Annotated in this window: 18 protein-coding genes and 1 other RNA gene; 5 read left to right on the plus strand and 14 right to left on the minus strand. The window is 62.6% G+C overall.

The features are described 5' to 3' along the window. Window positions 1-46 precede the first annotated feature (46 nt). From G3N94_RS20820 to G3N94_RS20865, 9 genes are all read right to left on the minus strand, one after another. Complete coding sequence (locus tag G3N94_RS20820; protein WP_205794464.1) at window positions 47-802, minus strand: hypothetical protein; 756 nt, start codon at window positions 800-802, stop codon at window positions 47-49. 1,019 nt (window positions 803-1,821) lie between these two features. After that, on the minus strand, window positions 1,822-2,724 hold the full coding sequence (locus G3N94_RS20830) for a hypothetical protein (protein WP_205794466.1): 903 nt from the start codon (window positions 2,722-2,724) through the stop codon (window positions 1,822-1,824). Window positions 2,725-3,679: 955 nt separating this feature from the next. Beyond that, window positions 3,680-4,192 (minus strand): hypothetical protein, encoded by a 513-nt coding sequence (locus tag G3N94_RS20835; protein ID WP_205794467.1) that lies wholly within the window; start codon window positions 4,190-4,192, stop codon window positions 3,680-3,682. Continuing rightward, window positions 4,189-6,369, minus strand: a complete 2,181-nt coding sequence (locus tag G3N94_RS20840) for an AAA family ATPase (RefSeq protein WP_205794468.1) — start codon at window positions 6,367-6,369, stop codon at window positions 4,189-4,191. Before G3N94_RS20840 ends, G3N94_RS20835 begins: the two co-directional genes overlap by 4 nt. A 78-nt stretch (window positions 6,370-6,447) precedes the next feature. Continuing rightward, window positions 6,448-6,858: a hypothetical protein gene (locus G3N94_RS20845; protein ID WP_205794469.1), complete on the minus strand. Its 411-nt coding sequence runs from the start codon at window positions 6,856-6,858 to the stop codon at window positions 6,448-6,450. Continuing rightward, window positions 6,851-7,591 carry a hypothetical protein gene (locus G3N94_RS42520; protein ID WP_241021982.1) on the minus strand — a complete coding sequence of 247 codons (741 nt, stop codon included), beginning with the start codon at window positions 7,589-7,591 and terminating at the stop codon, window positions 6,851-6,853. Before G3N94_RS42520 ends, G3N94_RS20845 begins: the two co-directional genes overlap by 8 nt. Continuing rightward, window positions 7,591-7,872: a transcriptional coactivator p15/PC4 family protein gene (locus G3N94_RS20855; protein ID WP_205794470.1), complete on the minus strand. Its 282-nt coding sequence runs from the start codon at window positions 7,870-7,872 to the stop codon at window positions 7,591-7,593. Before G3N94_RS20855 ends, G3N94_RS42520 begins: the two co-directional genes overlap by 1 nt. After that, window positions 7,869-8,561: a Rha family transcriptional regulator gene (locus G3N94_RS20860; RefSeq protein WP_241021984.1), complete on the minus strand. Its 693-nt coding sequence runs from the start codon at window positions 8,559-8,561 to the stop codon at window positions 7,869-7,871. Before G3N94_RS20860 ends, G3N94_RS20855 begins: the two co-directional genes overlap by 4 nt. Window positions 8,562-8,570: 9 nt before the next feature. Continuing rightward, window positions 8,571-8,813: an AlpA family phage regulatory protein gene (locus tag G3N94_RS20865; RefSeq protein ID WP_205794472.1), complete on the minus strand. Its 243-nt coding sequence runs from the start codon at window positions 8,811-8,813 to the stop codon at window positions 8,571-8,573. A 414-nt stretch (window positions 8,814-9,227) separates the two neighbouring features. Here G3N94_RS20865 and G3N94_RS20870 point away from each other — a divergent pair, with 414 nt between their 5' ends. Further along, complete coding sequence (locus G3N94_RS20870; protein WP_241021983.1) at window positions 9,228-10,169, plus strand: hypothetical protein; 942 nt, start codon at window positions 9,228-9,230, stop codon at window positions 10,167-10,169. A 165-nt stretch (window positions 10,170-10,334) separates the two neighbouring features. Here the strand turns inward: G3N94_RS20870 and G3N94_RS20875 are convergent, their stop codons facing one another. The 5 genes from G3N94_RS20875 to ompA form a co-directional block, all read right to left on the minus strand. Then, a complete protein-coding gene (locus G3N94_RS20875; protein WP_205794473.1) occupies window positions 10,335-11,576 on the minus strand; it encodes an integrase arm-type DNA-binding domain-containing protein in 1,242 nt (413 codons plus the stop codon). A gap of 163 nt (window positions 11,577-11,739) precedes the next feature. Then, window positions 11,740-12,109, minus strand: a transfer-messenger RNA (tmRNA) gene (gene ssrA, locus G3N94_RS20880). Between the two features lie 17 nt (window positions 12,110-12,126). Next, window positions 12,127-12,843: an HAD-IA family hydrolase gene (locus G3N94_RS20885; RefSeq protein ID WP_205794474.1), complete on the minus strand. Its 717-nt coding sequence runs from the start codon at window positions 12,841-12,843 to the stop codon at window positions 12,127-12,129. A 30-nt stretch (window positions 12,844-12,873) separates the two neighbouring features. Continuing rightward, on the minus strand, window positions 12,874-13,572 hold the full coding sequence (gene ubiG / locus G3N94_RS20890) for a bifunctional 2-polyprenyl-6-hydroxyphenol methylase/3-demethylubiquinol 3-O-methyltransferase UbiG (protein WP_205794475.1): 699 nt from the start codon (window positions 13,570-13,572) through the stop codon (window positions 12,874-12,876). 153 nt (window positions 13,573-13,725) lie between these two features. Beyond that, on the minus strand, window positions 13,726-14,397 hold the full coding sequence (gene ompA / locus G3N94_RS20895; RefSeq protein ID WP_124600404.1) for an outer membrane protein OmpA: 672 nt from the start codon (window positions 14,395-14,397) through the stop codon (window positions 13,726-13,728). A gap of 458 nt (window positions 14,398-14,855) precedes the next feature. Between ompA and gyrA the strand changes: the two genes are divergently transcribed. The 4 genes from gyrA to pheA all read left to right on the plus strand — a co-directional run bounded on the left by gyrA (window position 14,856) and on the right by pheA (window position 20,519). After that, a complete protein-coding gene (gyrA, locus tag G3N94_RS20900; RefSeq protein WP_205794476.1) occupies window positions 14,856-17,459 on the plus strand; it encodes a DNA gyrase subunit A in 2,604 nt (867 codons plus the stop codon). A gap of 94 nt (window positions 17,460-17,553) precedes the next feature. Further along, window positions 17,554-18,150, plus strand: a complete 597-nt coding sequence (locus G3N94_RS20905) for a DUF2059 domain-containing protein (RefSeq protein WP_205794477.1) — start codon at window positions 17,554-17,556, stop codon at window positions 18,148-18,150. A gap of 167 nt (window positions 18,151-18,317) precedes the next feature. Next, on the plus strand, window positions 18,318-19,400 hold the full coding sequence (gene serC, locus G3N94_RS20910; protein WP_205794478.1) for a 3-phosphoserine/phosphohydroxythreonine transaminase: 1,083 nt from the start codon (window positions 18,318-18,320) through the stop codon (window positions 19,398-19,400). Window positions 19,401-19,436: 36 nt separating this feature from the next. Then, a complete protein-coding gene (gene pheA / locus G3N94_RS20915; RefSeq protein ID WP_205794479.1) occupies window positions 19,437-20,519 on the plus strand; it encodes a prephenate dehydratase in 1,083 nt (360 codons plus the stop codon). Window positions 20,520-20,594 lie beyond the last annotated feature (75 nt).

The following is a 20,594-nucleotide window of genomic DNA, read 5'->3' on the forward strand; positions in this document are numbered from 1 at the left end:
CTTAATCTCGCTCCATTCATAACGGGTTAGCCTCCGAGCCATGGCCTCAACCCTTCGGGACAGATGCGAGGCCCATTTCACGCACGTCCTGGGAGGGGTCGAAGGCGGGGCGGCGGAACTCATGCGGACCGGGCCAGGCCGGAAGCGGCGCCGTTAGGCGCGCCAAATGCTCATTCATACGTCGGGCCATCGACGGGTCGATATCGGCAATCGTGGACGTGTCTCGCGCGTGCGCCGGCCGCTCGAAATATTCATCGAGCTTGCGCAACTGTTCATCGATCACGCGGAGTTGGGCGCCCAACAGTTTTACGGTAGCGTCTGTTGGCTCGACTTGATCGAGGGCCGCATTGCCAATACCCATCTTCCGAGCGGCTGTCTGGTTATCTCTACGGCGCTCCTGGCTTGTGCTGATATCGCTACGGAGCCGTGCCGCCCGCAGCGTGAGCTCGGACCGAAGATCCGCCGCTGCACAAGCAATTGCCATTCGCTCGCAACCGATATCCCGTTCGCGCCGCCCAAATCGCGCGATCGATTCCTTTGCTTGCTCTGCCCGCGCATTGAGGTCGCGGATGCTTTCCGTGAGCACACTGAGGACCGCCGTGCTCCTATATTCCGCGTCCGCTGCAGCCTGCTCAAGAAGCGCCAAGGCACTGACCTGTATGAACGCTGATAACGATTCGCGCACCTGCCGAAGCTTGCCCAGGATGTCCGGATCGCATGTCAGGTCACAAATGCGCTGTACATGCTCAGGGTCGGGGTCTTGCTGGCCCGCGGTGAATTCCGGGAATTCAATGCTGCTCATCGATAGAGTCCTCACGTGATGAGGCTCCATCGTGAGCGGGCGGCCGATGCGTGAAATGCGCGATTTTCTCGAATTTCGCGTTTTGCCGATTGGCGGTGTCATGTCAGCCGGCCATCTGGATGCGGCGCGGTCGCAGCCATCTCCCCCAGTACGGACGAAGGGGGGCGAATCGGATTCACCCCCTTGTAGGGGCATCCGTCGAAGGGGCGATAGACGTCGCGCTCGGGGATGACTGACATTGCCTGCACACCGCTCGCAGTGGGGATGTCACGTTTCGTTACCCCTTGCAGTGATCGCCGATGGCCTTTCGGCCGTTCGAATATCCGAGCACGTCCATGACGTCACGCGCGACGAACCACGGCTCGTCGTGGGGGTACCCCGTTTCAGGGCACCCTTGCAGTGGGATGCGATCGCGTTCTCTGGGCGCGGTCGGATATGTCGACCGCACATGTTCACCAGTTGCCGTTGACCCCATCATGGACATGTTCGACAGATGCGTGAACATGTTCAGAAGGCGGTTTCAACATCAGGGTTTACAAGGGCGAACATGTTCGCCCGACAGTCGTCGGCTGGCCTCGCAACAAACCGCTATGCCAGCGTGGCGAGGGATCTGGTGAGTAGGGCGCCAGCGATGGGCGGCCGATCTCTGCGACCGGCACCTGTAGTTTTCTGTAGTAGGCCGGCGCCTCGCACCTGAGCATTTCTGAGCGGCTTTTCTCCCGCTTTGGACATGTTTTCCCACGATGAACATGTCCAAGTGACGGTCGACCTTAACTGTCCTTAACCACCCTCAATCTCCCTCAGCATGGAACATGTTCGTCCGCGCGTCCGCCGTATGCGTGAATAGCGCCGCAAAGCCTTATGCTGCAAGGGGAGTGCGATAGTTTCGATCGTTCGCCGGCAGTGAGGAGAACATGTTCAAGCGCGTCCGCCGGTCACACGAACATGTTCATATGGGCTGTTTGAACATGTTCAAGCCGGGTGGCCTTTCTCCGGCTGAACATGTTCGATCGCCTCTTTCACGCTGGGTGCGGGCTCCGCACTTGCTCGCCTGCCTTGGCCCAATTGTTGCGCGTGGCATAGGTTGCGCACGCACCCTTTGATGGCACAGGGACGCCCAGACGCTCGCCGACGATTTTCACTGCAGCCGCGTAGCTCAACTTCGGGTCGGCTTCCCACTCCCTGCGGATTGCCTCCCAAAGCTTGGGTGGGTAGCGCGTGCCCTTGCCTTCACCTTGGGCGGCGCACTCTGAAGTCGCCGGCACCGGGGGAAGCGCCCGGTCCACCAACTCCCGTACCGCGGAGACTCCCCATCGCATTGACGCCGCCTCGAAGCTGTCGGTCGCGTCCTCAGTACGGATCGTCGGCGTAATCAAGCGCGCCGCCGTCCTGCCGATTGTCTCGTGGAGATCCGATGAGGCGTCGGATGAGGGGCGGTCGCAGACGAAGAGCTGGCGGTCGCGGAACTGTTCGCGCGCACGACGGAGTACTGCCGGCATGTTTCGCTCGGTCATGGCAAACCAGATCGCGTATCCGGTCGCTTCATGCAACGCAGCGGCACTCCCCCAAGTCGAGGTAATGAGCAGGGGCGCACCGTCTCCGATATCGTCCGCAGCGAGGATGACGCCGTGCGCTCCGTGCTGGGTGAAATCACCCAGGAAGGTTCGCCAGCCGCTAGGCTCGATTAGCTCGATCCCGAAAACCTCATCTCCACGGAACACCGCGGCGATGAGATCTCGACCGGATTGGCGCAGACCATGTGGCCCGACGCGCATCAGGCGCAAGCTCGCGCACGAATTCTCTAGGTTTACCGGGGCGCCGCTCGCGCGCCAGATCCGCAGTGCCTCGGCCCGAGCTTCCTCCGGCGTGCCGGCCCAGTCTGCGAATTTCAGGCCTTCGTAGGCCAGATGCCGATTGATCATGCTGCACTTTCCTCCAGAAGCAGTCGGCGCATCTCGACCGCGCGCGATTGACCACATTTGAGTCGCCGCCTGATGTCAGCGACGGTCGGTTTCAGGGTGCCGTTCTTGACTTCACGAGCAAGCGCGGTAACGTCAGATTCCGACGCGGCTGGCGACTCTGCGGCAGCGTCACGCTGAGGCGGGGGAGTAACGCATGGTGACGCCGTTGAATCGACTTCGCGACTGACGGCCGGCATGGGCGCGACTCCCTGCGAAGCCGCACCGGACATGGGTCTTGCTCCCAGTGCGATTGTCCATGAGAGGCACGCGACTGCCTCAAGCGTCGCGGCGAATAGCAGACTAAGTAGCATGTCGATCGACCCGGACCCGACGCCGAGTAGCATCGCCAAACGGCCCGATACTGGATCTGCACGCAGAGCGTCACGCGCCGCCGCCTCCCGCTCCCGTTGTGCGTCGAGACGATCGTCAGCAGCTTCCCGTCGACGCGCTTCTGATAGCTCGACGTCGAACGCCTCGCGCCGTGCCTCGAGCGCCGTGTGTGCGGCCGGGTCCGTTGTGCGTGCCAGGCGCCCGATGACCGCCGCCCGATCAGCCGCGATGACGCTAAGAGGCCGACCCTCACTACCTCGCGATAGGAGGGTGAACGAAACGTTCACCCCTGCTGCTCGTGCATCGCCAGCATGACGCGCGCTCGTCAGGAGGAATTGGCAGTGACCGAAACAAACAGCGAGCGCGCATCCGATCCAGAGCGCGCCGCCGGCCAACCTAACGGCGCTCGACGTTCCGCGGCAGAGCATCGGCAACAAATGACAGGAGAGCGTCAGGAGTGCCCCGATGGCGATCCATATCACCCGCTCCTCCAACTGGCCGCCGCGCTGCCAACCTGCGCTGATCGAAATGGCTACGCCAGTAGCCGAACATGCGAGAGCCAGACACGTGGCGATCCTTCGCGCGCTCATCGATACCCCCGACGGCTAAGGTCCGCATTAGCTCGCCACGCGCGCCGGGCTGCGATTTCCCGCGCTTCTGCCTCGGCGCATGCCGCCGCAAGCATCTCGCTGAAATGCCGGTGGTTTGGCAGCATGTCGCCAAGCGGCCCGCGCAGCGCACGCGTCAACACGTCGTCACGCTGCTCTTGCGGCCAACGCTCGAGCGCTGCTAACTGCTCGATCGTGCCAGCAAGCTCTGCTAACGTCCGGCGCACATCGTCCGGCGATAAGTAGGCGCCCCACGGCAAAAACAACCCGCCGTCCACGCTACGGAGGGCCCCATCACAATCGGGTGGTACTGGCATTGAGTCATCCGGGGACTGCCGTAGGTACGCCATTACCTCCCGCTTGTGCGCTGCGACTTCCGGTTTGATTGCAGCTACAGCGTCGGCGGGACCGCGCAGCTTGACCATGTCGCCATCGATCCGGAGTCGTACTCCCATCGCATGGGCCTTGCGGGCAATATCTGGGGCCTTCATACCGCATCCTCCGCTCCATCGGTATCAATATCCAGAAGTGCGCCAGACGATTCGCCTTGGCGGTCTTCGAGATGTTCGCGAAAATTCACATCCTCAATGTCTCCCGAAACCCTTGCCGTTGCTGAAGGCCGCCAATCGTCGCGAAGACCGCCACTGCTATGAGAGTGGCGCCCTTTGGATTCTTCGTGGCGGTCTTGGCGGCCTTCATTTGGAAGAGCCCAGAACCATCCCTCTTTCATTCCACCTTTGCGCGCCTCGATACCGAGTTCACGCTTGGCTCGCTCGATTGTTCGCCAGGAGTAGCCGGCTCCCGCAGCATCGCTTTTGATCAATTTGACGGGCATCGGTCCGCCCGATAACAAGTCCCTAAGGAAGTCTGCGGCCTCATCGCGTTCCGATCGTTCGTCGTCGTCCGGGGTTTGCTCAACGTCGCCGAGGATCTCGCGAGCTGTCCCGTCGATCAGATCACCCCATACGACCCTAGTCGTCTCGATGCCGTCCGCTTGCGTCAACTCCAGCGTATAGCTCACACCGCCGTCGTCGGCTGCGATATTCGATTTGGCACGGGCCAAGATACGGCGCTCCGCCGCCTCGTCCTTTCCGGCGACCAATACCATCCGAGCGAGCGCCACGAACGCCTGTGAGCCAATTACGCGCTCGGCTGGCGAACTGCCTTTGGTGCCCTTGGCGAAGTGCGAGATTCCGAGAACTGAGCAGCGGTAGGCCGATGCCATGTCGACGAGTGCCTGCAGGTTGCGACGGACGTCATTAACGCGGTGAGCATCGCCCGACACCGCCGACACAATCGGGTCGATGACGATGAGGCGCGCGCCTCCCATCTCAGCGAGGCGCTCGCAGAGAAGGGGGATATCGCGAGACGGGTCAAACGGCTGCAGCTCACCGTTTTCGTCGGTCACGCTACGGATGAAGTAGACGCGATCAAGATTGGCGCCGGAGGCCATAAGGCGCGGAATCAGCGTGTCGCTTGGGTCGTCCTCACCGGACCAGATCAAGACGTCGCCTGGCTCGTTACAGGAGGTTCCGTCCGGCCACTTCTCGCCGGTCGAGATCGTTGCCGCCAGGGCAATGGCCAGCGTCGTCTTCCCTGTACCGGGTGACCCGGCCAATAGCGTGAGTTTCCCCTCTGGCAACCATCCCGGCCAAAGCCATCGGATAGCCTCAGGTTTTATGCTTGATGCCCGAGTCAAGAGTGCGGAAGGTCGAGGGGGCATTTGTTTGTCTGTGGCGCAGGCCTTGGTATCAACTGAAATACAGCGCTTCACTGCTTCCGGCCCATCGAGGCAGAACAGGTCGTTGAAGTCGGTCGCACCATCAGGCCGGCCGTCACCAAACTCCGGTATCACAACCGCGCCGCCGATCGCTGTGGCAGCTTCCCGCGCTTTTGAAAGGCCGGGATTGCCCTCCGTCCGCCAATCATCATCGGCTGCAATGGTGATCCGTGCGCCCGGCCACTTCGCGCGAGCCGCCTTCGCTACCGACAGCAGATTCGCGGCATTCATCGCGGCGAGCACTGCGCCTCTGGTCGCCTGGTGGATCGCGCAGCCCGTCCCCCAGCCTTCGCAAATCACGATCGTGTCGTCGTTGCTCGGCTCGGCACCGATGAGGCAGAAGCAACCCGCCACGCGGCCACCCGTCTTGAAGCGCTTGGTGCCATCCGGCGTGATGTACTGAGCGGAGTGCATCGCGCTATCGATGTCGCGCAGCGGAACGAGCAACTGCTCGCCCAGTTGTTTGGCGCCCACCGGCCGAATATTCTTTCGCTTAACGTAACCATGGTCGGCGCGCACCGGTGCCGCTTGTTCCCAGTGTTCGGAGACAATGCGCGCCGCCTCGGCCGCCAAGCGCGATTCCTCGGCCTCGCGCTCCGCCTTTACCTGCCGAATGCGCTCGCGATGCTCTGTGCGCTCCGCAGCGGTCATCTCGCGATCGGACTTCGCACACCAGGTTTTGGAGAGGCCAGTGCGCCAGTCACCGAACGCGCCAGCCGGCACTCCATCGCCATGCAGGACGTACCACGCCGACCGCTTGCCGCGCTTCTCGTCGGGCCCGTCAAATCGATGCAGCTTGCCGTCCGGAATCACTTCAGGCGGCTTGAACCCGTGTTCCTGAATGGCTCGAGCGAATTGCTCATAGACTGTTGATGTCGTCGTGATCATCCAATTGCTCTTTCGCAGGGCGTGCGTGTCCACTGCCGGCCGCACGGGGCGGCCGGTCAATAGTTACCTTTATGAAACTTATGCTGCGGCGCGCTCGCCTACCTGCCGTGAGGAATCCTCATTAGCAGCCGCACTAAAATTGAGGCGCTCCAAATGCAGCTGATCGAGCCTTGCCAGTTCGCGTTCCAGTGAGTCGGCAGCACGTTCAAGAAGCGTGTGCGACAGCGGCAGCAGCCGGTCTAAGTCACTTAAGGGTGCGCAAATATCAGCCATCATGCCCAGGCCGGAGAGAGCGTCGGCCGCGTCTGCAACATCCGCGCCGCCCGCTTGCTCAAGAATTGCACGGACGGCTGGTAGCGCCGCGCGGCAGGCTGCGAAGAAGGCGTCGATATGCTCGCCATCAGTGGCGTGCTCGAGAGTGACGTGCAAGCCATCGAGGATAGACGCGGCCGATTCCACGTAGGAACGCTGAGCGGTCGGGTTACGCATAGCTGCCCCCTGCACGGACGAGGACGGCCAGGCGAAGGAGGGCGCCTGCGAGCGTGTCGATTGCGTCGTTCGGACGATCGGAAAGTGCGGCATCACGCAGGGCGTCGCGCACGATTGCAGCGACGGTGAGGTGATTCGGGATCTTTGCTTGCTCGGGACGAGCGGGAATATGGCGCATGGTGCGACCTCTTACGTGAGCGGTAATGAAACCCGCCGTCCATCGGCCAAGATGGAGGTGGCGGGCGCAAGGCTTCAAGCAGGTTGGCCGACCGGTCACGTAAGCACCCGGCACGCCCGAAGGCGTCCCACTATCCACCAAGGCCCGCCATTGAAAGAGGCGCGCGAAGGCGTTGCGCACAAAAAAGCCGCTCTGCGCGGCCGTGCGCTTACGTGTCATCGAGCGGCCAAGCTCGGCGGCTGTTGTCTCAGCCACAGGGAAAGTATACGCACCTCGGTTTACGAGCTGCAAGGATTTTTTGTAGGGCTGCATCATCGCTCCTGATATTGCGCCATCCCGCTTGAGGAATGTCGTGCCGGCTTGGTTGTGCTGCGAGCGACGACCATTGTTCAACGGGGGCGCGCACATCGGAAATGAAATGTGCAGGCGGGTTGATTGGGCTGCCGAGCTCGCAACACCAGATGCGCTCTTGAGTACACGACCTGCGAAATCTGCATATGCCGAAGTGCCCACGGGCGCCCCGAATCTGGGCATCCCTACTGTGATGAGTTGCATCAGCTCACCTCTTTCGGATCAGCGGTCAGTGCAGCGAGGCGCAGCCCCTGCATGATTTCGCCGATTTGGTCCGGGCGAATGCTCACGCCGCTCCGCGACGGTTGATAGTCGCCCGACGCACTCACGAACCAGACTCTGATGTCGATGAGTGGTCGGCCACGGAACGTCCTGCGCATGATGCGCAGTCGCTCGCGCGAGCCACGTTGCAACTCGAGCACCAGCGCCTCATATTGCAGCGGTTCGTCGGCGGCCGGTTCCTGCCGTCTGCGATCCGTAGTCATCGAATATCCTCCAGCAGGGAGAGTTGCGGCGTATCACCGTTGAGCTCGGCGCGGTTGCTATCGATTCGATCGAAGTCGTGCCGCGACGCATCGCCCGCAAGCAAACGATCGGCGAATCCGTCCGCGGCTACCACGTCACGCTTGGACATGTCGCGAAAGCACGTCGTACCGGCGTAGTTGTTCAATGCCCGATAGGCGTTTGCGAAAGACAATCGGCGCAATGCCACCATGTCGGCCGCGTGACGATAGAGCGAGCGACGATCCAGTACCGAGCTGGGCTCGTTGGTCGCGTCGATCGCGGCAGCGTGACTGCGCGCAGCGGAGCGCAGTTTGAGAAACGCGTCGACGAGGCGGACCTGTCCCGCACGGGAGTTGCGACCGCCGACGAACGGCATTGCAATCAACGCACCACGTTCGTCAAGCTCGATCATGCGCTGCTTGCGGTTCTGGCCGTCCGTGTACGAGATCGGCTCAAAATTGGGCCGATCTATTGAGCCTTCCTCGATCAGGCTATCGAGCGTCCGCAATACATGCTTATGAGAGCGTCCAAACTCGCGGGCGATTGTCAGTGAGTCCGTTACCGGCATGCCATCTCGGAAGTGAATGAGGCCCGCCGATCCGGTATCATCAACGCGGGTCGTCGGGGTCGTGAGCGTGTCAGCGCCACGGCCCTTATTACTTTGGGTCATCGCCACGGCTTAGCCTTCCACGCGGTAATTTGCTGGATCTTGGATCCAACGGTAAATTTCGCGATTCGGCCAGGCGACTGATCGCTGCGATCCAAGATGCACGCGACGCGGGAATCGGCCCTCAATCTCACGCTTTCGAACTGTCTCGCGACTCAATGGCACGAATGGCCGTAAGTCGTTCCAGCGGGAAAATCCATCTCGTGGCAAAACCTTCGGGATGTCATTCCCAGCCACGGCAGTCTTCATCGGCATGTGCGAATTCCTCTCATTTCGTCGCTCGTTCATTGGCAGAGGTTTGGCGAACGCAGCGAACGGTTGCATCTTGCCACAAGGTGATCGCGCATAAGTCTATGATTTTGAAGGATATTTATCCATGCGCTCATAAATCAAGAATGTGAGCCCTTAGAAATCAGTGACTTACAATCGGTGAAAATATTTTTTAAGAAAGTGACACGATAAAGTCCGTTTTGGATTTTCTGGTTGTGGTAACGGCGGGGGCGAATTGGGCTTTCTACGTCGCTTATCGTGGGTCAATGGCAATGCCCATCCGCACTACCGACGCGGACCCTTGGGTATGATTGCGACGTGCCAGCGGCTAGATTTCAGAAGAGCTGGATAGCGGGGTTTTATTAGAAGAATTTAGTTTCCAAACGTAGAGAGAGACCAATGAAGAAGATCGTTCTCGCGGCAAGCGTTGCCGCAATGGCTGCGGCCGTCCTTTCTGGCTGCGGCAAGGGGTCCGGAGGGGCGGTAGCGAGCTCAAATCCGTCGGCGCCTCAAGCTAGTTCCGCCCCAAATGTTTCGCCAACTTCGACTGCGCCGGCTGCGCAAACGGTTCCTGCTCCTCCGAGGCACAACTATGCGCTCAACCAAGATGGCACCTATGGGTATGAGCCTGCGTTGAGTGAGGATGACATTCGGAGTGGCAAGGCCGTCAAATCCCTTGTGATGATGCGCTACGTAGGGCTTCGCAACGGAACGTACGTCCTGCTGGTTCTGAACGACGATAATCCGAACGTGACAAGCCGCATCACATGCCAGGCGCCGTGTAACTTCGCGAAATCAGAAGTCATGGCGGGTGACTCGGTAGTAAAAACGGAAACGCTCCGAGTCGTGCCGAACTCGTTGGTTGGCGCCATGGTGGAAGATGCGATGGCTGGCCAGTTGACTCCATACGGGCAGCAGGTGCCGACCATGCCGCAGTATGCGAACAATCAGGTGCCGGCTAATGTGCCATCGACTCCGCCGGCGCCGGATACCACACCGCAAGCTGCGCCCGTTCAAGCATCGGCATCGACATCGCCGTCCGGAGCCGGTGCGTTACAACAGACGAGCTTCGATTGCGGCAAGGCGAAGTCCATCCCCGAGTACCTCGTTTGCCACGATGCAGACCTGGCAGCCTCGGATCGTGATCTTGCCGCCGTGTATCAGCAGGCGAAGGACGCGGTTGTGGACAAATCCGCGTTCACCGAGCGAGCGCGCAAACAATGGAACTTCCGCGAGAAGAACTGCCACGACAAGGAGTGCCTTGTGTCTTGGTATGCGTACCAGAAGCGCGTACTCACGAAGATTGCACAAACCGGCGACGTAACGGCGCAGGACAACTGACGCGGGTTTGTGCAACTGGAGTTGCCATGCCGGTAGCGGCGGTGCGATGTCTGGCATCGGCGTGCATGGGCGGCACCGAACTTGCGTTCCCGTTGTCACCGGCATGAGCTTATCCGCGGGGACTCACAGCCCTGCTGCGCGGGGCTATCCCCGCCGTTCCGGGCATTAAACGTCAGACGACGCGAAGGGTAAGATCTTCGCGCCGATTTTCAGTTCATCAAGATAGTCCGCCCACTTTTGCATCATCTCCCGGCGCTGTGCCAAATGCGCCGTCCGGTTATACGCACGCCCGAGCGGATCCTTCACGGCGTGCGCGAGCTGCGCTTCAACAATCGCAACCGGCACACCGTGCACTTCGTCGAGAATCGTGCGAGCCATCGCTCTGAAGCCGTGGCCCGTCATCGTGTCGCCGTCGTAGCCGAGGCGACGCAGTGCCGAATTGACGGTGTTGTCCGACATCGGGCGGTCCTTCGTTCTGACGCTCGGGAATAGGAATCGACTATTGCCCGTCAGAGTGTGCAGTTCTCGCAAGATGGCGACTGCTTGGGACGGCAACGGGACAATGTGCGCGCCGCCGGACGCTTTGCCCTGCTTCGTGCGCTTCATCCGTTCGCTCGGAATCTCCCAGATCCCGGTATCGAGGTCAAACTCAGTCCACTCTGCGGCGCGCAGCTCGCCCGGGCGTTGGAAGAGGAGGGGGGCGAGGCGCAGGGCGCACAGTACCGGAAACGTGCCCTGATAGCCGTCGATCGCTCGCAATAACTCGGCAACCCGCTTCGGCTCGGTGATGGCTGCCATATGCTCCTGCTGTACCGGCGGAAGCGCGCCACGCAGATCGGCCGTAACGTCGCGCTGGGCGCGGCCGGTCGCCACCGCATAGCGGCAGACTTGGCTGATGTTCGCGCGCAGTCGATGGGCCGTTTCAAGTGCGCCACGCTTCTCGACCCGGTGTAGAGCATCGAGCACGTCGGGCGGGGCAAGATCAGCAATTGGCTTGCCTCCTAGCCACGGAAATGCGTCGACCTCCAGCCGGCGGAGGATGCGGGCCGCGTGACTTTCCGACCAGGTCGGCGCGTATTTGGCATGCCATTCACGCGCGATCGCCTCGAGCGAGTTTTCGGCATTCAGCCTGGCCGTGCGCTTCTCGGCTTTTTTCGCTTCCCCCGGGTCGATACCGGCCGCCAGCTTTTCCCGTGCCTCGTCTCGCTTCCGGCGCGCTACCGCGAGCGTCATCTCGGGGTATACGCCTAGCGCGAGCAACTTCTCTTTGCCGGAGACGCGGTACTTGAGTCGCCAGTAGCGCTGCCCTACCGGCGTGACGAGCAAAAAAAGGCCGCCACCGTCGAACAGCTTGACGGGTTTTTCGGCCGGCTTCGTGTTGCGAATGGTCGTGTCGGTGAGCGGCATGGGGGTATCTGTACACGGGGGTATGTCGTATACCCCTGAAAATACCCCCAAATACCCCCGGCTGTCGATGGGGAAACTTTGGCGTCGCTGGAAGTAAAAAACCCGCGAAGCCTTGTGCTGTCGCGGGTTTCTTGCTGTTGCTGGTGAAGCTTTGGCGGGTATTTGGTGGAGGCGGCGGGAATCGAACCCGCGTCCAGAAGCGCTCCACGACCAGTTCTACATGTTTAGTTCTGTCATTTGATTTAACCGCAGCGACGCGGACGAACACGCTGCACTACGGCGATTCGCTAGATTTTCGACCCGGGCGTCGCGACGCCACCAAGGCTTAACTGACGTATATGACCTCTGGCGGTATTGCTACCGGTCTTGCGACGCTAGCCCGTCAGTGAACTAGGCAGAGGACGGCGGCCCTTAGGCTGCCAGTGCGAACGTATCGTCGTTTGCAGTTACGTTTTTCCCATTGATTAACGAGGTGACGGGTCCTCGACATGCCCTAGCCGCTTCACAACCCCTGTCGAAACCAGGTCGCCCCCGCGGATAAGATCAATCATTATAGCCCAACATCGCGCAGCAGCTCGCGCAATTCCTGCGTCGTTGCGACAAGATGCTGCGCCTGCCAGTCCGTCGGCGCGGCGCCGTCGCCGCAATAGCCGTAGGCGGCCGCGACGGTCGCCATGCCCGCGGCGCTGCCGGCCTGGATGTCGCGCAGGTCGTCGCCGACATACACGATACGCCCGGGCGCGAGCGTCAGCTGTCCGGCCGCGTGCAGCAGCGGGGCAGGGTGGGGCTTCGGGTGCGGCGTTGTGTCGCCCCCGACGACGCACGCGGCGCGCGCGCCAAGGCCGAGCAAACCGACGAGCGGTTCGGTGAGTCGCATTGCCTTGTTCGTGACGATGCCCCAGCGCACGCCGCGCGCGTCGAGTTCGTCGAGCAGCGTGTCGATGCCGGGAAACAGCGTCGTGTGCACGCAGATATCGGTTGCGTAGTTGGTCAGGAACTCGTCGCGCATCGCGTCGTAGCCGCCCGACTGCGGGTCGATGCCGAACGCGCCGCCGAGCAGGCCGCGTGCGCCCGCGGACGCGAGCGGCCGCAGCACGTCGAGCGGCGTCTCGGGCAGGCCGCGCACGCGCTGCATCTTGTTGACGGCGGCGGCGAGATCGGGCGCCGTGTCGGCGAGCGTGCCGTCGAGATCGAACAGCACCGCGTTGCAGCGTTGCAGGCGCGGTTCGTCGAGCGTGGCCCGGGCGGGCGAAAGGGAGGTCGTCATGCGGAGGTCGTCACGCCGGTCGAGTCGATGTCACGCGCCGCGGCGGCACGCGACAAGGTAGTTGATGTCGGTGTCGTTCGACAGCGCAAAGCGCTTGCCGAGCGGATGATACGTGATGCCCTTGATCTCGACGATGTGCAGGTCCGTCGCGCGAATGTAGCCGGCCAGCTCGGACGGGCGGATGAAGCGCGCGTAATCGTGCGTCCCCTTCGGCAGCATCTGCGCGATGTATTCCGCGCCGATCACCGCAAACAGATAGGACTTCAGGTTGCGGTTCAGCGTCGAGAAGAACACCCAGCCGCCCGGCTTGACGAGCGTCGCGCACGCCGCAACGACGTTGCCCGGCGACGGCACGTGCTCGAGCATCTCCATGCACGTGACCACGTCGTAGGTGCCGGGTTCGCGCGCCGCGATGTCCTCCGCGGCGATCGCCTCGTAGTCGACCGTCACGCCGCTTTCGAGACTGTGCAGGTCGGCGACGCCGAGCGCTTCGGTCGACAGGTCGATCCCCTTGACCTGCGCGCCGAGCCCCGCCATCGATTCGGACAGGATGCCGCCGCCGCAGCCGATGTCGAGCGCGCGCTTGCCGGCCAGATGCGCATGCGCGTCGATCCAGCCGAGCCGGACCGGGTTCAGGTCGTGCAGCGGCTTGAATTCGGCATTCGGATCCCACCACCGATGGGCGAGGTCGCTGAATTTCTGGAGTTCGTGCGGATCGGCGTTGGTCATGTCGGCAAACGGGCTACGGAAGGAGGGCAGTGCTTCGCTGCATCAAGCCCCGAGTATATAAGCGGGCGGACTGTGAGGCCAGCGAGCGCCTGGGCGGGCGTCAATGAAAAAGCCCCGCCGAGGCGGGGCTTTGAAGCAGTCGGAGACCGCGGCTTACTGCGCCGGAACGGTCGTCTTCTGCACTTCTTGCGTACCGACCACTTCGACTTCCACGCGGCGGTCCGGTGCGAGGCAGGAGATCAGCTGCTTGCGGTTCTTCTGGTTGCAGCCGGTCGTGACCGGGTTGCGCTTGCCCTTGCCTTCCGTGTAGATCTTGTTGGCCGGGATGCCCTTGCTGACCAGGTACGACTTCACAGCTTGCGCACGGCGCAGCGACAGACGGTCGTTGTACTTGTCCGAACCGATGCGGTCGGTGTAGCCCGTTGCAACGACCACTTCCGTGTTCATGCCCTGGATCTTGCCAGCCAGGTCGTCCAGCTTCTGCTTGCCCAGCGGCTTGAGCGTTGCCTTGTCGAAGTCGAACAGCGCGTCAGCTTGATACGTGATCTTCTGGCTCGTGATTGCCGGAGCAACCGGTGCGACCGGCTGCGGTGCCGGTGCCTGGGCGACCAGCGCGCCATCGCACTTTGCGTTGGCGGTGGCCGGCGTCCAGAACGCATCGCGCCAGCAAAGCTCGTTCGTGCCGTTCATCCACACGTATTCGCCGGTACCATTCACCCAGTTGTCATTCACGGCTTGTCGCGACGCCGGCACCGACTGTGCCGAAGCGGATGCAGCGATAACTGCGGTAGCTGCAATGAACGCGAGCTTTGAAAGTTTATTCATATTTCTCCTCTCGAAATTGAGATTACCGCAGGTTTACTGCGAGCCTGTTGACGATGACAAGTCATACATTGCTCGAAGTATAACATTGGTGCGGCACAAAAAACGCGGCGCCGCTCTGTGTAGACTTCGAGCAGCGTCTAACTTTCAGTGCGTTGGCATTTTGCCATATCGTTCCCTTCCTACGAAAAAAAATCCTCCCCACCCCAAGATCGCCTCCGCGTTTGTGGTGCATGCGCAACACCGGCCTGCCGTAACTTTTAGAAATTGTCAAGAGTGTGACGAGATGTTTGCGTGATCCGGCACCGATTGCCGTGTCGCGCGAATTTTTGCCTTTCTTATATAGAGGGGGGGCGCGAATTGGCCTGAGAAGGGCGCATGTTAGAATCTCGCGTTGCGTTGCGCATGCAGCGCTCATGCGAAAGGCGTTCCCGTCTTCGCTCCGGAAAAGATACGGATACATGGATCAATTCGCCAAAGAGACCCTGCCCACCTCCCTCGAGGAGGAAATGCGCCGTTCGTATCTCGATTACGCGATGAGCGTGATCGTCGGACGTGCCCTCCCGGATGTCCGCGATGGCCTGAAGCCCGTGCACCGGCGCGTCCTGTTCGCGATGCACGAACTGAACAACGACTGGAACCGGGCTTACAAGAAGTCGGCGCGTATCGTCGGCGACGTGATCGGTAAATACCACCCTCACGGCGACAGCGCGGTCTATGAAACGATCGTGCGGATGGCGCAGGATTTCTCGCTGCGCTACATGCTGGTCGACGGGCAAGGCAACTTCGGCTCGATCGACGGCGACAATGCTGCCGCGATGCGTTACACCGAAATTCGCATGGCGAAGATCGGTCACGAATTGCTTGCGGACATCGACAAGGAAACCGTCGACTTCGGCCCGAACTACGACGGCAGCGAGATGCAGCCGCTGATCCTGCCGTCGCGGATCCCGAACCTGCTGATCAACGGCTCGTCGGGCATCGCGGTCGGCATGGCGACCAACATTCCGCCGCACAACCTGAACGAAGTCGTCGACGCGTGCCAGCACCTGCTGCACAACCCTGAAGCGACGATCGACGAGCTGATCGAGATCATCCCGGCGCCGGACTTCCCGACGGCCGGCATCATCTACGGCGTCGCCGGCGTGCGCGACGGCTATCGCACGGGTCGCGGCCGCGTCGTGATGCGCGCGGCCACGCACTTCGAGGAAATCGATCGCGGCCAGCGGATGGCGATCATCGTCGACGAGCTGCCGTACCAGGTGAACAAGCGCTCGCTGCTCGAGCGCATCGCCGAGCTCGTCAACGAGAAGAAGCTCGAGGGCATCTCCGACATCCGCGACGAGTCCGACAAGAGCGGCATGCGCGTCGTGATCGAGCTGAAGCGCGGCGAAGTGCCGGAAGTGGTGCTGAACAACCTGTACAAGGCGACCCAGCTGCAGGACACCTTCGGCATGAACATGGTCGCGCTCGTCGACGGCCAGCCGAAGCTGCTGAACCTGAAGGAAATCCTTCAGTGCTTCCTGTCACACCGCCGCGAAGTGCTCACGCGCCGGACCGTCTACGAACTGCGCAAGGCGCGCGAACGCGGCCACGTGCTGGAAGGTCTCGCGGTCGCGCTCGCGAACATCGACGAGTTCATCGCGATCATCAAGGCCGCGCCGACTCCGCCGATCGCGAAGCAGGAACTGATGGCGAAGGCGTGGGATTCGTCGCTCGTGCGCGAGATGCTGACGCGCGCCGAAACCGACAACGCCACGATGGGCGGCCGCGACGCGTACCGTCCGGAAGGGCTGAACCCCGCGTTCGGCATGCAGGGCGATGGCCTGTACAAGCTGTCCGACACGCAGGCCCAGGAAATCCTGCAGATGCGCCTGCAGCGCCTGACGGGCCTCGAGCAGGACAAGATCATCGGCGAATACCGCGACGTGATGGCGCAGATCGCAGACCTGCTGGATATCCTGTCTCGCCCCGAGCGGATCACGCAGATGATCGGCGAAGAGCTGACGTCGGTGAAGGCCGAGTTCGGCGACGCGCGCCGCTCGAAGATCGAGCTGAACGCGACCGAGCTGAACACCGAAGACCTGATCACGCCGCAGGACATGGTCGTCACGATGTCGCACTCGGGCTACGTGAAGTCGCAGCCGCTGTCCGAGTACCGCGCGCAGAAGCGCGGCGGCCGAGGCAAGCAGGCGACGCAGATGAAGGAAGACGACTGGATCGAGACGCTCTTCATCGCGAACACGCACGACTACATGCTGTGCTTCTCGAACCGCGGCCGCGTGTACTGGATCAAGGTCTACGAGGTGCCGCAGGGCTCGCGCAACTCGCGCGGCCGGCCGATCGTCAACATGTTCCCGCTGCAGGAAGGCGAGAAGATCAACGTCGTGCTGCCGGTCAAGGAATTCTCGGCCGACAAGTTCGTGTTCATGTCGACGTCGCTCGGCACCGTGAAGAAGACGCCGCTCGAGGCGTTCAGCCGTCCGATGAAGAAAGGCATCATCGCGGTCGGCCTCGACGAAGGTGATTACCTGATCGGTGCGTCGATCACCGACGGCGCGCACGACGTGATGCTGTTCTCCGACGCCGGCAAGGCCGTGCGTTTCGACGAGAACGACGTGCGTCCGATGGGCCGCGAGGCGCGCGGCGTGCGCGGGATGCAGCTCGAGGACGGCCAGCAGGTCATCGCGATGCTGGTCGCGGGCAGCGAGGAGCAGTCGGTGCTCACCGCGACCGAGAACGGCTACGGCAAGCGCACGCCGATCACCGAGTACACGCGTCACGGCCGCGGCACGAAGGGCATGATCGCGATCCAGACGTCCGAGCGCAACGGCAAGGTGGTCGCCGCGACGCTCGTCGACGCGGAAGATCAGATCATGCTGATCACGACGGCCGGGGTGCTGATCCGCACGCGCGTATCCGAGATCCGCGAGATGGGACGGGCCACGCAAGGTGTTACACTCATCAGTCTCGATGAGGGTACGAAGCTCTCTGGCCTGCAGCAGATCGCAGAGGCGGAGGAGGGTGACGGCGAGGCCGACGAGGCGTCGGACGGCGAAGCCTGAACGGATGAGACTCTCGAGCCGCCGCGGGCACCGCGATGAACGCGGTGCGATGCGTGCGGCGAGAACCCATTCAAATTTCCAAAAGGGAGTGATGATGCAAAAGCAATTCAAGCAACTGGTCCTGCTGGCTGCACTGGTGCCGACGTTCGCGATGGCGCAAGCGCTGTCGAATTCCGCACCGGCTCCGGCGGCAGCTGCGCCGATCGACGCCGACAAGAAGGCGGCGATCAAGGATCTGCTCGACGCGATCGACGCGCCGAAGCTCGTCTCGGCAATCGGCAACAGCGCCGAAATGCAGGCGAAGCAACTGGTTCCGGCGATCCTGTCGGACGCGCTGTCGGAAAACAAGACGCTGAACGACAAGCAGAAGCAGGCTGCGGTTCCGTCGCTGCAGAAGAACGCGGTGCCGAAGCTGGTCGAAGGCGCGGGCAAGGTCTTCTCGACGCCGGCGTTCAGCAGCGACGCGATGTCGGCGCAGTACGACGCGTACGCGAAGTATTACAGCACGTCGGAGATCAAGGATCTGACGACGTTCTACAAGAGCCCGACGGGCCGCAAGTTCATCCAGGTGCAGGATCAGGTTGGCCGCGACGTGGTCAACGGACTGATGCAGAAGTACATGCCGCAAGCGATCCAGGCGACGCGCGCGCAGGCTGACAAGGAAGTGTCGGCCGTCAAGCCGGGCAAGTAAGCCGTCGCAGCCCGCCCCCGGCCGCGCCGGGTTTGGCGGGAGCCTGACGACAGTGCGATAATGGCCGTTTGCGCGCGAGCGCAAACGGCCATTCCTTTTCTGGCGCGGCTCATTTGTCATTGACTTGCCGGCGGCGAGCCGGCCGTGCCCCTCCCGAGGTTTTCACGATGCGCGTCTTTAATTTCTCCGCCGGTCCCGCGGCGATGCCCGAGGAAGTGCTGCGGCAGGCTGCCGACGAGATGCTCGACTGGCACGGCAGCGGCATGAGCGTGATGGAGATGAGCCATCGCGGCAAGGAGTTCATGTCGATCCACGAGGCGGCGCTGGCCGACCTGCGCGAGCTGCTCGACGTGCCGGCGAGCCACCGGATCCTGTTCCTGCAGGGCGGCGGCATCGCGGAGAACGCGATCGTGCCGATGAACCTGCTGGGCGCGCGCAAGACGGCCGATTTCGTCGTGACGGGCTCGTGGTCGCAGAAGTCGTTCAACGAGGCGAAAAAGTACGGCACGCCGCATCTCGCCGCGACCGGCAAGACCGACGCCGGCTACACGCGCGCGCCGGCGCGCGGCGAATGGCAGCTGTCGGACGATCCGGCCTACGTGCACCTGTGCACGAACGAGACGATCGACGGCGTCGAGACGTTCGAGATTCCCGACCTCGGCGACGTGCCGCTCGTCGCGGACGTGTCGTCGCATATCCTGTCGCGCCCGATGGACGTCGCGAAGTACGGCGTGCTGTTCGGCGGCGCGCAGAAGAACATCGGGATGGCGGGCGTCACGCTCGTGATCGTTCGCGAGGACCTGCTCGACCGCGCACTGTCGATCTGCCCGTCGGCATTCGACTGGAAGACGGTCGCCGAGAACAACTCGCTGTACAACACGCCGCCCACCTACGCGATCTACATCGCGGGCCTCGTGTTCCAGTGGCTGAAGCGGCAGGGCGGCCTGCAGGCGATCGAGGCCCGCAACATCGAGAAGGCGAAGCTGCTCTACGACACGATCGATTCGAGCAGCTTCTATCTGAACAAGGTCGAGCCGGCGGCGCGTTCGCGGATGAACGTGCCGTTTTTCCTGGCCGACGAAACGCGCAACGAAGACTTCCTTGCCGGCGCAAAGGCGCGCGGGCTGCTGCAGCTGAAGGGCCACAAGTCCGTCGGCGGCATGCGGGCGTCGATCTACAACGCGGTGCCGCTCGCGGGCGTGAAGGCGCTCGTCGAGTACATGAAGGACTTCGAACAGCAACGCGCCTGACGGCGGCGGCGCTGTTCAACAGCACGGCAAATACGCATGGACGACGAACTGAATTCCCGCTTGAAACCGCTGCGCGACCGCATCGACGCGATCGACGCGCAGCTGATCGGGCTCCTGAACCAGCGTGCCGCGGTGGCGCTGGAAGTGGGCGAGGTCAAGAAGCATTTCAATGCGCCGGTGTTCCGGCCGGAGCGCGAGCTGCAGGTGATCGCGCGCCTGCAGGACATGAGCGCCGGCCCGCTCGCGAGCGAGCACATCGGCGCGATCTGGCGCGAGATCATGGCCGCGAGCCGCGCGCTCGAACAGACGATCCACGTCGCGTTTCTCGGGCCGGTCGGCACGTATACCGAACAGGCGATGTTCGAGTATTTCGGCCAGTCGATCGAAGGGCTGCCGTGTCCGTCGATCGACGAGGTATTCCGTTCGGTCGAGGCGGGCGCCACGGCGTTCGGCGTTGCACCGGTCGAGAACTCGACCGAGGGCGCGGTGTCGCGCACGCTCGATCTGCTGCTGCAGACGCAACTGCTGATCAGCGGCGAACTCGCGCTGCCGATCCATCACAACCTGCTCACGCAGAGCGGCACGCTGGACGGCGTGAAGCGCGTGTGCGCACACGCGCAGGCGCTCGCGCAGTGCCAGCAATGGCTGTCGGCGAACGCGCCGCAGCTCGAGCGGCAGGCGGTGTCGAGCAATGCCGAGGCAGCGCGTCTTGCCGCGACCGACCCGACGGTTGCCGCGATCGCCGGCGATCGCGCGGCCGCGCATTACGGGCTGCAGATCGCGTTCGCGCTGATCCAGGACGATCCGCACAACCGCACCCGTTTCGTGATCGTCGGCAAGCAGCCGGCAGGGCCGAGCGGCCACGACCAGACGTCGCTGATCGTGTCGGTAAAGAACGAGCCGGGCGCGGTGTTCAAGCTGCTCGAGCCGCTCGCGCGGCACGGCGTGTCGATGACGCGTTTCGAATCGCGCCCGGCGCGCGTCGGCACGTGGGAGTACTACTTCTACATCGACATCGAAGGGCACCGTGACGACGCATCGGTGGCGGCCGCGCTGACGGAGCTGGGCCAGAAGGCTGCGTTCCTGAAGATTCTCGGTTCGTATCCGCGCGCGCGCTGACGCGGCGCGCGGCTGCGTCGACGTACGCGCGGTGCCGGTCGGCATGCGGCGACGTCGGCGGGCGAGCTGGCAGGA

Origin of the sequence: Burkholderia sp. Ac-20353, assembly GCF_017104785.1 — a bacterium.
Classification (GTDB): Bacteria; Pseudomonadota; Gammaproteobacteria; order Burkholderiales; family Burkholderiaceae; genus Burkholderia.

Excerpts from the sequence above, each read along its gene's own strand:
- G3N94_RS20870 (WP_241021983.1), top strand. The coding sequence starts at position 9,228 with ATGAAGAAGATCGTTCTCGCGGCAAGCGTTGCCGCAATGGCTGCGGCC.
- G3N94_RS42520 (WP_241021982.1), bottom strand. The coding sequence starts at position 7,591 with ATGCAACTCATCACAGTAGGGATGCCCAGATTCGGGGCGCCCGTGGGC.
- G3N94_RS20830 (WP_205794466.1), bottom strand. The coding sequence starts at position 2,724 with ATGATCAATCGGCATCTGGCCTACGAAGGCCTGAAATTCGCAGACTGG.
- G3N94_RS20860 (WP_241021984.1), bottom strand. The coding sequence starts at position 8,561 with ATGACCCAAAGTAATAAGGGCCGTGGCGCTGACACGCTCACGACCCCG.
- G3N94_RS20865 (WP_205794472.1), bottom strand. The coding sequence starts at position 8,813 with ATGCCGATGAAGACTGCCGTGGCTGGGAATGACATCCCGAAGGTTTTG.
- G3N94_RS20875 (WP_205794473.1), bottom strand. The coding sequence starts at position 11,576 with ATGCCGCTCACCGACACGACCATTCGCAACACGAAGCCGGCCGAAAAA.
- gyrA (WP_205794476.1), top strand. The coding sequence starts at position 14,856 with ATGGATCAATTCGCCAAAGAGACCCTGCCCACCTCCCTCGAGGAGGAA.
- serC (WP_205794478.1), top strand. The coding sequence starts at position 18,318 with ATGCGCGTCTTTAATTTCTCCGCCGGTCCCGCGGCGATGCCCGAGGAA.
- G3N94_RS20885 (WP_205794474.1), bottom strand. The coding sequence starts at position 12,843 with ATGACGACCTCCCTTTCGCCCGCCCGGGCCACGCTCGACGAACCGCGC.
- G3N94_RS20835 (WP_205794467.1), bottom strand. The coding sequence starts at position 4,192 with ATGAAGGCCCCAGATATTGCCCGCAAGGCCCATGCGATGGGAGTACGA.
- G3N94_RS20855 (WP_205794470.1), bottom strand. The coding sequence starts at position 7,872 with ATGACTACGGATCGCAGACGGCAGGAACCGGCCGCCGACGAACCGCTG.
- G3N94_RS20845 (WP_205794469.1), bottom strand. The coding sequence starts at position 6,858 with ATGCGTAACCCGACCGCTCAGCGTTCCTACGTGGAATCGGCCGCGTCT.
- ompA (WP_124600404.1), bottom strand. The coding sequence starts at position 14,397 with ATGAATAAACTTTCAAAGCTCGCGTTCATTGCAGCTACCGCAGTTATC.
- G3N94_RS20840 (WP_205794468.1), bottom strand. The coding sequence starts at position 6,369 with ATGATCACGACGACATCAACAGTCTATGAGCAATTCGCTCGAGCCATT.
- G3N94_RS20820 (WP_205794464.1), bottom strand. The coding sequence starts at position 802 with ATGAGCAGCATTGAATTCCCGGAATTCACCGCGGGCCAGCAAGACCCC.
- ubiG (WP_205794475.1), bottom strand. The coding sequence starts at position 13,572 with ATGACCAACGCCGATCCGCACGAACTCCAGAAATTCAGCGACCTCGCC.
- G3N94_RS20905 (WP_205794477.1), top strand. The coding sequence starts at position 17,554 with ATGCAAAAGCAATTCAAGCAACTGGTCCTGCTGGCTGCACTGGTGCCG.
- pheA (WP_205794479.1), top strand. The coding sequence starts at position 19,437 with ATGGACGACGAACTGAATTCCCGCTTGAAACCGCTGCGCGACCGCATC.